The sequence below is a fragment of the Streptomyces sp. ADMS genome (assembly GCF_033441795.1).
Classification (GTDB): domain Bacteria; phylum Actinomycetota; class Actinomycetes; order Streptomycetales; family Streptomycetaceae; genus Streptomyces.
On the sequence record NZ_JAVFVX010000044.1, the window covers coordinates 53816 to 64822 of the forward strand.

Here is an 11007-nt window from a genome sequence, read left to right on the forward strand (position 1 = left end):
CGGTCACTCACTCCCCTCAGACTTCGATCTTGCCCAGGCGGCGGATGACGAAGAAGCCGACCGTGTAAAGGCCCAGGGAGAGGAGGATCAGGCTCTGGCCCAGGCCGGAGCCGGTCACCCTCTCCAGCGCGCCCTCGTTCGAGGAGTTGATGAGGAGGAGGGAGCCGAGACCCAGGCAAGGGACCGTGAAGGCGGTCGCGTTGACCTCCGAGAGCATCGTGCGGACCTCCCGGCGCGTCTCCTTGCGGTCCTCCAGGGTCTGGGTGAGGTTGCGGAGCGAGCTGACCACCGAGCCGCCCGCCTTGTTGGCCAGCACCAACGTGGTGACGAGTACGACCAGTTCGCGGGACGGAAGGCGTTCCGCCAGTTCTCCCAGCGCGTCGTCGACCGTCCGGCCCATGGTCAACTGGTCGGCCACCCGCGCCAGTTCCTCGCCCGCCGGGGCCTCCAGCTCCTCCGCGGCCATCGCCAGTGCCGTCCGCAGGGCGAGGCCGGCCGCGGTGGCGTTGGCCAGCAGGCGTGCCACGTCCGGAAGTTGGTTGATGAACGCCTCGATGCGTTTCTGACGTTGCCAGTTGAGGAAGATCCCCGCGCCCCAGACCGTCACCATCGAGGCGATCGGACCGAAGAAGGGGGCCAGTACGGCGGCTGCCAGCAGCCACAGAGCGACGCCGACTCCGGTGACGTACGTGAAGAACTCGCCGGCCGTCAGGTCCAGTCCGGTCGCCGAGAGGCGGAGGTGGATCGTACGGCCGAGGCGGGTGCGGCGCAGTCGGCGGTCGACGGCCGCGAACCGGCGTACGCGGCCGGCCACCGTGCGCAGTGCGCCGCCGCCGGCCAGGCGGTCCTCGAGCGCCTGGCGCTGGGCGCGGCCAGTGGCGTAGGTGTGCACACCCGCGACGGCGAGTGTGCAGCACAGCATGGTGGCGCCCAACGCCAGCGGGACCGAGTTGTTCATGGCTTCTCGCTCCGCATGGTCGTCCCGGTGGTCGTCCGCGGGTTCATCCGATCGCCTGCCTCGTGTCCAGTACGTCGAGCATCTCGGCCACTCCGAACGCCGGCGGCAGCGATTCGTTCGCCAGGTACAGCTTCTCGGCGACCGGGCGGGGTACCGGGAGGTGTTCGAAGTAGCCCTGGGCGACTCCGTCGGGTCCGGTCGGGCGGGAGACATGGCGGGAGACGGTCGCGATGCGGAACTGTTCGCGGCCGTGGGAGACGAGCAGGGCGATCTCCGCGATGCGGCGGGAGCCGTCGGCGTGGCGGGCGAGCTGGACGACGACGTCCACCGCGGAGTTGATCTGGTCCTTCAACGCCTCGAAGGGGATCATGACTTCGGACATCGAGCCCAGGGTCTGCAGACGCATCAGCGCGTCCTCCGCCGAGTTGGCGTGAACGGTGGCCAGGGAGCCGTCGTGGCCCGTGGACATCGCCTGGAGCATGTCAAGGGTCTCGCCGCCTCGGACCTCACCGACGATGATGCGGTCGGGGCGCATGCGCAGGGAGTTGCGGACGAGGTCGCGGATGGTGATCTGGCCCTTGCCCTCCACGTTCGGCGGGCGGGATTCGAGGCGGATCACATGCTCCTGCTGGAGCTGGAGTTCGGCCGAGTCCTCGATGGTGATGATGCGTTCGTGGGCGGGAACCAGGCCGGAGAGGGCGTTGAGGAGCGTGGTCTTGCCGGTGCCCGTACCGCCGCTGACGATGACGTTGAAGCGTGCGCGGACGAAGGCCGCGAGGAGCATCAGCATCTGCTCGTCCAGGGAGCCGAGGCCGATCAACTCCGGGAGTGTGTAGGCGCGGGGGAAGCGGCGGATCGTGAGCGTCGGGCCGGTGAGGGAGAGCGGCGGGATGATGACGTTGACGCGTTCGCCGGTGGGCAGGCGGGCGTCGACCATCGGATTCGACTCGTCCACACGCCTGTTGACCGTCGATACGATCCGCTCGATGGTCTGCATCAGCTGCTCGCTCGACGCGAAGCGCATGGGGAGCTGTTCGACGCGGCCCGCTCGTTCCACGAAGATCAAGTCCGGGCCGTTGACCATGATCTCGGTGATCGACGCGTCGGCGAGGAGCGGTTCGAGGACGCCCAGGCCGAGGGCTTCGTCGACCACCCGCCTGATGAGCTGGGAGCGTTCGGCTGAGGAGAGGACCGGGCCCTCGCGGCTGATGATGTGGCCGAGGACGCGTTCCAGCCGGACGCGTCGTTCGGCCGCAGCGAGGCTGGACATCTCCGCGAGGTCGATCTCTTCGAGGAGCTTGGCACGGTAGACGGCGACGAGGTGGCCGTCCTCGCGCGCGGTTCCGTCACCGTTGGCGTCGGCGGAGGCTATGCGGGAGCGCAGGCTCATGGTCTCGGTCTCAACTCCTCTCCAGTCACGGGTGGTTGTGCTCGTTTCTCGGTCAGTCGTCTTCGTCGTTGGGCATGGTGGCGGAGCGTTGTACGTCCCACTCGTCGAAGAGCGGGATGATCGCTGGAACATGGACGGTCACGGTGGCGGTGGTCGTGTCGCCGGCTCCCAGCGGTGCGTCCACCTGCGGGTCGAGCCAGTCGCTGACAGAGGCGATGCCCGCCGCTTCCCCCTCCCCTCCGAGGGAGGCGGCCCGGGCTGCCGCGCGGGCTCCCGTGCCGGCCTGGTTGATGCCGTAGCCGATCAGGCCGAGCTGGATACAGGCCAGGCCGATGACGATGAGGATCGGGAGAAAACCCGCGAACTCCAGGATGGAGGCGCCCCGGTCGCGCCGGGCGGGCCGCAGACCCTCCGCGTAACGGTCCCGGAGGCTGTTGCCAGGACGGTCGCCCCGAAGGCTCCTCATCCGTCCTCGTTCCCTTCCAGCGCTGCCCCCGCCTCGCCGTCAACCGTCCAGTTGACGTCGAACCCCGGGAAGAACAGCGGTACTTGGACTCTGACGGTGGCCTTCATGACCTCGCCCTCGGGAGCGCAGGCGATGGCGGCGCCGTTCCAGGCTCCGGGCAAGTGCTCGCCGCCCGCGCTCTCGCAGGCCCCCGCGTAGGCGCTGGGGTCGACGGCGTACGCCGCTGTTGCCGCGCGAGCCGCCTCGTCCGCCGCGTTGCCGGCCAGCGAGTACGTGTAGCCGTACAGCACGCACTGCCACAGGATGCTCATCACGACGAGCAACAGCGGGAACATGCCCGCGAATTCAAGGGTCACGGCCCCTCGGTCGCCCCGCTCTCCCCGTCGGCGCGGGGTCAGTGCGCCCCGGTCCGAGGACGACGACCTACGCCGCTTGCCGCCGCTCCCCTCCTGGACGACGACCAGCCCCAACTCCCCCGCCAGCGCCCACAGCGCCTGCTTGACCGTCGACCGGGCGTCCAGGTCCTGGAGCCGTCCGGCGTCGACAACTCCCTGAAGTTCCTTGTAGGCGGCGGGAATCGTGGCGCGGGCGACCTTGGTTCCGGTGACCTTCTCGACGAGGGAGGGCTGGATCTCGGTGCCCTTGGACTGCCGGTTGACGACCGTCAGGGTCTCCTCGGCCTTGCGGATCTGGAGGCGGTCCCAGAGGCGGACCATGCGTTTGGCGGCGCGTACGGCGATGACGTCCGGGGTGACGAGGAGCAGGGCGTGGTCGGCCATCTCGACGGCGGCGGCCGTGGCCGAGTCCATCCGGGCGCCGCAGTCGACGACCACGACATCGTGGCGGGAGCGCAGGACGGCGACGATCTGTCGGGTCACGCGGTCGGTGACCTCCTCGCCGCGTTCGCCCTCGGCGGGGGCGAGGAGCAGACCGATGCCGGTGTCGTGGGTGAAGACGGCGTCCTGGAGGACGCGCGGGTTGATGTCCGTGATGGCGGCCAGGTCCGCGACCGACCTGCGGAACTGGACGTCCAGGTAGGAGGCCACGTCCCCCGACTGGAGGTCCAGGTCGAGGAGGGCGACGGTTCGGCCCGACGCCCGTGCCGCGAGGGCGAGTTGGACCGCGGTGACGGTGGCGCCGACACCGCCCTTGGCACCGGTGACGGTGACGACGGTCCCGCCGGGCCCCGAGTACAACTCCGGTGCGCTGCTGCCGAGATGGCGCCGCATGCCCGACGACCAGGCCGCCGCCGCCTGCACGCGCTCCGCCAAGGCGTCGTAGGTGAGGGGCAGTTGGACGATTCCCCGGGCACCGGAGTCCATGGCGGCGGTGAGGACACCGGTGCTGGGGTCGGCGGTGATGAGGACGACCCCGACGGCCGGGAAGCGCATCACGAGGTCGCGGACGAGATCGAGGGCCGGGACGGGACCTATCCGCTCGTGTACGAGGACGACTTCCGGCAGTTCGTCGAGGGACTCGGCGGCCAGCCGGGCCAGGGTGTCGAGCAGCGCGGTCGAGTCGGCGACGGGCGGGGCGGGTTCGGCGTCGGGGAGCCGGCTGAGAAGGGTGCTCAGGGCGCGGGCGGACTCGATGTCGGCGGTGGCGGGGAGGACGCGGATGGTCATCGGCGCGCCCTCGGCAGGCACGGCTGCGGCTGCGCGTGCGGCTGCGCCCGTTGCTGCGACTGGGGCTGCGGCTGCGTACGTACGGACCTCATGCCGGCCTCCTACTTGTCCTTGTCGAGGGTGTACGTACGGTCGGAGGCGCCTGGGACGACCGTCAGTTCGCCGCCCGCGATCAGGGACAGGCGGACGTGTTCGGCGAACGACTCGGCGTACGCGACACGTTGGGCGTCCGGCGTCTTGAGCGCGAAGGTGATCGGGACGGCCTCCGTCGCCGTACGCCGCTGCTCGCTGCTGGACTGTCCCGGCTGGAGGGCGGTGAGCTTGCCCACGTCGATGACGCGCGCGTTCGTGACGAGCAGCTTGGCCTCGTCGACGCCCCTCTCGCTGTCCTTGGACTCGAAGGTGGCGTAGATGTTGACGAGAGACCCCGGGTTGATCTTTCCGGCCACGCCTGTCGACGCGTCGATCAGGATCGCGATCTCCTGCTCGTCCGCTGCCAGTTCGGGCCGGTCGACGATCATGTCGGTCTGCAGCAGGGAGCCCTTCTCCAGCCGCGTCACCGCGATCTTGCCGCGGATCTGGGAGACCTTGGTGACGGCGGTCCCCGACAGCCAGCGCTCCGGCATGGAGATCTTCTCGAGCTGGTCGGCCGTGAGCTCCTTGTAGGGCGCGATGTCGCTCTTGAGGCGGTACGCCGTCACCTCCGGGCCGACCTTGGAGTTCACGTCGCGAATCACCGAGAGCACTCCGGCGAAGGCGCCGATGGCGCACAGGGCCGAGAGGACCAGCAGGATGACGCCGCGGCGCTGGCGTGAGTTCATGACTCGGACAACCTCGATCGGGGGTGGGGACGGACGGGGTCGAGCGGTCGTACCGGGTGGGGGTCGTGGAGTGGGGCGAGGGTTCAGTGGGGCGAGGGTTCAGTGGGGCGAGGGTTCAGTTGTGGTGCGTACGTCGCCTAGGTCTCTTGCGTCTCTCACGTCTCTCACGTCTCGTGCATCTCTCGCATCTCTTATGTCTCTTACATCTCCTACGTCGCGCCTCGGGGTAGCGCTCGCACCGATGTTCCTGATACTCCCGCTGGGGTTCCTGCCCGCCCGAGGGCCGCGGGAAGCTCCGGAAGCCGGGCGAGTGGGGCGGCGCAGAATCCGCAGCGGTCGCCGATGAGTTCGAGGCCGCACCAGTGGCACTTCTCCCGGCGTACGGAGGAGACCAACTGGTAGAGCACGGAGACGTCGTGCAGCCCGGCCGCGAACTCGACGATCTTCCCGGTCCCCCACCAGCGCGCGGACTCCGCGGGCAGCGGAACGGGGGCGACTCCCTGCACCCGCCAGGCGGGTGCCAGGGTCGCGGTGACCCAGTCGGAGGGCGCCTGCCCCTGAGCGACGAGCAGCCGCGTCCCGAACTCGGGCCCGGCCAGCTCCTCCCGGCCCACCCGTACGAGCTGGGCTCGCGGATTTGCCAGTACGGCGAACTGCGCGCCCGGCATCCAGGACTTGGCGTGCGACTTCAGCGAGACGGGCACCCGGTCGAGCTTGGCGACGGAGCCGAGGAGGGCGCCGGCGTAGATGTAGTGGGCGAGCAGCCGGGCGGAGGACGCCAGTACCCCCGGGCTGAAGTCGCACATGGAGAGCTGCCGCAACTGCTGTGCGAGCAGAGCGAGTCCGAGGGGCGGCAGGTCGACGGCGAGCAGCGCGATACGGTCGCTCTCGAGCACGGACCGCACGGCGTGCAGCCGCCGGGTGACGGCCGTGTCCGTGGACGCCGGGTAGAGGGCGATGACGTACCCGTGCTGCTCGATGAGCGTGTGCATCCCCATGAGGGCGCTGTCGAGGCTGTCGAGAGGCGGGACGGCTGCGGGCGGCGTCTGCCGGTCATGCGGCGGGAGCACCAGGTCGGAACTGGTGACGGCTATCGCGGTCGGCACGCTGCACACCACCCCGTTCACTGCGGCGGGGTGGTCGGCCACCGCCTCAGATCGCCCCTGTGACGTCCTCTTGCATCAGCACCTTATCCACGGCATGGCCCGCTCAACACCGAATCTGCTAGATCAACTAACGGAAGGTGGAGCTTGATCGACGGAGAGTGAGGCGAATATGCCACAAGTCGGGTGCCGGGGAGGGTAGTTGACGGGGCACACCCGCCGCAGCCGATGCACCTTCCGTGAGCGGGTCTGCCAAGATCCTCCACACCTTCGCCAGCTCCACGCGCAATCCTCTCCTCCGGAGTTCCCGTCCGTTCTGCCGCCACGATCCACCGCCGACCCCATCCGATCGGTGACCGTGTGAAAAGGTTCATTGCTGCACCGAGGCCATCCTCGCCGCGCTCAACTACGGCATCCCGCTCGGCGGGGTCATCGAGACCCAGCAGACCCGCCTCGCCCAATCCCCTTCGGACGTCATACCTGACCTTCGCCCGTAGCTGTTACGCAGCAGCGGGAGCTGCCGCGGCTCACACTCTGATCGTCCAGACATGCGAGTCCATGGGAGGAGCCGGCCGTACTTCCCACTCGGAGGGATCCTCGCCAGGAGCGCCGTACGGCAACTGCCCGTCCCGTGGCTCGAAGTACAGACCGTAGGCCCAGTACTCCGGCATCTCATGACACATAAGGTCGGGGTACGGATCGATCTGAGCGCCCTCGTACGTCGAGTTGATCCTGGCCACGGCTTCGGCTCGGGAGATTCCGAACCGGCTGACCATCTCCTGTGCGATCTCGCGGAAATAGTCGAGCATCTCCTCATCAAGTTCGATAAGGAACTCCTCAGTCTTCACGATGGACCTACTCTCCGTATGAAGGAACCGTCAAACAACTGGGCTGCACGATCGGTGAAGATCGCGATTTGATGCCCATCAAATACACCGGATTTCCCCTTGAGGAATGCTGGAACGTTTCTCAGCATAGGGCCTTCGACCATGTCGTATCCATGCATGTCCCCACCGCTTCGATGATGCCTGATGAAGTCGGCGAGTTCATCACTCGGACCATCGAAGATCCTGCTGTTCAGGTTGTCGAGCTCGCTCCTGGGCACTCGGAAGTGCAGAACCGCAGGAACATCGTTGTACTTGGTCCCCAGCCTTTTTGCCCAGTCGACGGCCTGCTGCGGACTGTTGGTGATATAGAAACCGTACGAACCGAAGTCCATCTTCCGCGGCTTGAATCGGGGGTCGATCCCGTGAGCAAGAATGTTGTCCGCGCCAGTTCCGGTCGTTCCGTGGTAGAGGTCCACCAAGCAGGGCGCTTTCAGGCCCAGCGCGTCCTTCCACTGCAGCGGATTCTTCACGTACGCGTAGTGATTGGGCGCTGGTGTCCGACCCAACGGATCGGGGCTCAGATAACGTGCCGTACCGGGTTCGTAATAGCGGTGAAGATTGTAGTGCAACCCGGTTTCGTCGTCGAAGTACTGACCCGGAAAGCGCAGTGGGCAGTCAACGCGTGCTGCGTCGGCCCGTTCCGTGGGAACGCCCCAGAGCGTCGACGACTGCGTCCAGACGACCGCCCCGTCGGGATCGACGAGTTCCGTCGGCGTCCCGATGAGGTCGGTGACGATGGCGTAGAAGCGTTCATCGATCTCGTCCTGTGCCGTGTCCGGCCCAATCGTCGGACCGGTGGCGCGTACCCGCTGGCCGATCGGGACCGGCCCGTCTCCCCAGTCCCACGACAGGCTGAGGGTTCCGTTCGTCTGTTCGGCGAGGTTGTCACCGTCCCAGAAGAAGGAGACCTGCTCGACCACAGTCGCGCTGTCGTCCCCCAGCAACTGCTTGGCGACACGTCGGCCCACCGGATCGTAGACGTAGTGCCAGCGGCGACCGTCAGGGGTCAGGACGTCGGTGAGTTGGTCTTCGGCGTTCCAGACGTAGCGCCAGACGCGCGTGCCGCCGGACAGCAGCTTTGTGGTCCGCTTCACCACGCGGCCCTGTCCGTCGTGACGGTAGCGGGTTCGGCCCGCCCGCTCGATCAGAGTGCCGGAGTACGTACGCTCACCGGGGCCGCTCTCCTCATCGTTCACCGGTGCTGATGCGCTGAATTCGGTGAGGTTACCGAGGTCGTCGAACCGGTAGGCCTCGTCCCTGCCGTCGCTGCCGCCTCTCGCGGCCGTCACCCTCCCGGCGGCGTCGAACAAGAAGGTCCGCTCACCGAGACGTGAGTCGGTGACCGAGGAGAGCATGCCGTCGGGACGGTGCTGGAACGTGCGCCGACGGACGTCGCCGGCCTCCGTTGCGAGCCGCTGTGTGGTGCGCAGCCGATCCGCGTCCCACTCATGGGTCAGACGCACGGCGTCCCCGAGCACCCGTTCGATCTCACGGCCGGCGATGTCGTACTGGAACACGACATCGTGCCGTCCGGATCGCTGCACGACGGAGCGCCGCTCGGCGTCGTAGCTCCATCGGGTGATCGCGCCGCTCGGTGTACGACGCGCGAGGCGCCGTCCGATGAGGTCGTGTTCCGAGCGCACCTCCCGTCCGTTCCATGATTCCGCGAGTACGCGGCCCATGGCGTCGTGCTCCGTGCGAAGTTCGACTTCCGTGCCGCGCGCTTTTACGAGCCTGCCGAGGAGGTCGTACTCATACGTCGTGGTGGTGCCGTCAGCGTCCATCGCGATGACGTTGCCGATGACGTCGTACCGGAACCCGGTGACCTGCCCCGCCCCGTTGGTCCGCTCGACCAGCTGCCCGGCAGCGTCGTAACGGTAGGTCAAGGTCCGGCCGTTGAAGTCCGTTTCGGATGTCACCCGGCCTACCCCGTCATAGGTGTAACTCCACTCCTGGCCAACCGCGTTGCTGACACTCCGCAGCCTCAGCTCGGTGTCGTACCGGAAGCGTTCCAGAGTCCCGTCCTCGCTCTCCCGCAGCGTGCAGAGATCGAAGTGGGTGTTCTCGAAGCGGGTGTGGCGGCCGTTCGACGACGTGTAGTCCAGCGGGTTGCCCTCCGCGTCGTAGGACCAGTCTTCCGTAGTCCCGTTCGGCAAGTGGCGCCACGCGATCCGGCCCTCAGCGGTCCATCCGACGCGGGTTACGGCACCGAAGGGGTCAGCGAGTTCGACGATCCGGCCGAAGTCGTCGCGTACGAGTGAGTTCCGCGCCCCCAGGACGTCGACGATGCCGACCACGAGCCCCGCGGCGTCATTGGTCAACGTCTGCTGTCGGTGGCCGAGCGTGTCAGTGATGCCCGTGAGACCGCCGTGCTCGTCGAACGTGAAGGCCGTCGTGGCGCCGAGCGCATCGACGACCGCCACACGGTTGCCGCGCTCGTCGTAGACCGACTCCCAGGTGTTGCCGTCCGGTTGGGTTACCTGCGTGACCTGCCCGAACTCGTTGTACCGCTTGGTGACGACGCAGCCGTCCGGACGGACTACTTGCGTGGTGTTGCCGGTGTCGTCGTGGCCGAAGCGGGTGGTACGGCCCAGGGGGTCGGTCAGAGACACCAGCCGACCGTGATCGTCCCAGTCTCGGGTCGTGGTGTGTCCCAGCGGATCGGTCTCGGTGACAGGGCGGAGGTCCCCGTCGAAGGTGTAGCTGATCCGCTGTTCGAGGGAATCTGTCGCAATGGTGGTGCGTGTCTCATCGTCATAGGCGTAGGAGTACGCGAGCACACCGCTGTCGCCGCCCGTACGGACGCAGCGGCCCACCTCGTCGTAGGTGTAGCGGTACCAGTCGCCGTTCCTGCTTCTCCAGCCGGTGAGCCGCTGCTGGTCGCCGTAGCTGTAGCGCTGGGGCACCGCGGACGAGTCCGTGGCACCGACCAGACGGCCCTGTGTGTCGTACTCGTACGTCATGAGGCAGGGCCGGTCCGGAGCGCTGAGAAGCGTCAGGGATGTCACGCGGCCGGACGAGGCATTGACTCCGAGCCGGTAGCCGCCGTGGTGCGCCACCTCGCACGGGGAGCCGTCCTCCGCGTATCGGATGTCGATCGCGTTGTCGTTGCGGTCCCGGAGGCCGACCAGCGGGAGTTCCGCGGTGGGGCCGCCGGGCGCTCGGCGGAAACGAAGCGTCGTACCACTCTGAGGCTGGAGGACGGTGACTTCTCCGTCCGCAGTGCCGTCCCAGCGCAGAGGCCAGTTGGGACCGAAGACCGGCCGCATCGGCTCGCCCGGCTCCGGAACCGCGTAGTACAGCATGGTGCCATCGGCGGCGATGAACCGGAGGCCGTCGTCGTCGATGACGATCCGCTGGTCAAGGGTGGACGTCCAGTCGGCGCCGAACCAACGCCCCGAGTGCACCCCCGTGCGATGACTACGCTCGATGACCAGAGGCAGGACCCCTGGCAGAGTGACGTCGGTAATCGACATCACCATCTGGCCCGTGGCCATGTCGATCGGGTCGCCACAGGTGAAGAGCGTTTTCATCTGGCGGCCCAGGTTCTTCATACCTGGACCGAGCCCCTTGACGCCCATGGCCATGCCCTTGAGACCGGTTCTACCGAACGCCTTCAGCCCCTTGGCAAGGCCGCCGAGAGTCGTCAGTCCCTTCATGCCAGGGATGCATTCCAGCGCGGCCAGGCCCACATCCCATAGAGACGCCTGTCCCTTGGAATACTTGTAGAGCGTGTCCGCGAGCACGACCAGGGCCG

The 11007-nt window shown here is 67.6% G+C and carries 8 protein-coding genes; all 8 read right to left on the reverse strand.

Annotation, left to right across the window (positions count from 1 at the left end; translation table 11 throughout):
* Positions 1-16 precede the first annotated feature (16 nt).
* Positions 17-958, reverse strand: coding sequence for a type II secretion system F family protein (locus RB628_RS20490; protein ID WP_318321940.1), 942 nt, complete (start codon positions 956-958; stop codon positions 17-19).
* A gap of 43 nt (positions 959-1001) precedes the next feature.
* Positions 1002-2348 carry a CpaF family protein gene (locus RB628_RS20495; protein ID WP_318321941.1) on the reverse strand — a complete coding sequence of 449 codons (1347 nt, stop codon included), beginning with the start codon at positions 2346-2348 and terminating at the stop codon, positions 1002-1004.
* 52 nt (positions 2349-2400) lie between these two features.
* Entirely contained in the window at positions 2401-2814 is a 414-nt protein-coding gene (locus RB628_RS20500) for a TadE family protein (RefSeq protein WP_318321942.1), read from the reverse strand.
* Positions 2811-4439: an AAA family ATPase gene (locus tag RB628_RS20505; RefSeq protein WP_318321943.1), complete on the reverse strand. Its 1629-nt coding sequence runs from the start codon at positions 4437-4439 to the stop codon at positions 2811-2813. The genes RB628_RS20500 and RB628_RS20505 overlap by 4 nt, the downstream gene beginning before the upstream one ends.
* Positions 4440-4540: 101 nt before the next feature.
* Entirely contained in the window at positions 4541-5260 is a 720-nt protein-coding gene (gene cpaB / locus RB628_RS20510) for a Flp pilus assembly protein CpaB (RefSeq protein WP_318321944.1), read from the reverse strand.
* Positions 5261-5469: 209 nt separating this feature from the next.
* The gene (locus tag RB628_RS20515; protein ID WP_318321945.1) at positions 5470-6408 is read right to left on the reverse strand and encodes a hypothetical protein; all 939 of its coding nucleotides are present in this window, start codon (positions 6406-6408) and stop codon (positions 5470-5472) included.
* A gap of 482 nt (positions 6409-6890) precedes the next feature.
* Positions 6891-7211 (reverse strand): hypothetical protein, encoded by a 321-nt coding sequence (locus RB628_RS20520; RefSeq protein ID WP_318321946.1) that lies wholly within the window; start codon positions 7209-7211, stop codon positions 6891-6893.
* Positions 7208-11007 (reverse strand): RHS repeat-associated core domain-containing protein (locus RB628_RS20525; RefSeq protein WP_318321947.1); only part of this gene is annotated, 3800 nt, incomplete at its 5' end. The genes RB628_RS20520 and RB628_RS20525, both read right to left, overlap by 4 nt.

Coding starts and splice junctions, on each gene's coding strand:
- RB628_RS20490 (WP_318321940.1), bottom strand. CDS start 958: ATGAACAACTCGGTCCCGCTGGCGTTGGGCGCCACCATGCTGTGCTGC.
- RB628_RS20495 (WP_318321941.1), bottom strand. CDS start 2,348: ATGAGCCTGCGCTCCCGCATAGCCTCCGCCGACGCCAACGGTGACGGA.
- RB628_RS20500 (WP_318321942.1), bottom strand. CDS start 2,814: ATGAGGAGCCTTCGGGGCGACCGTCCTGGCAACAGCCTCCGGGACCGT.
- RB628_RS20505 (WP_318321943.1), bottom strand. CDS start 4,439: ATGACCATCCGCGTCCTCCCCGCCACCGCCGACATCGAGTCCGCCCGC.
- cpaB (WP_318321944.1), bottom strand. CDS start 5,260: ATGAACTCACGCCAGCGCCGCGGCGTCATCCTGCTGGTCCTCTCGGCC.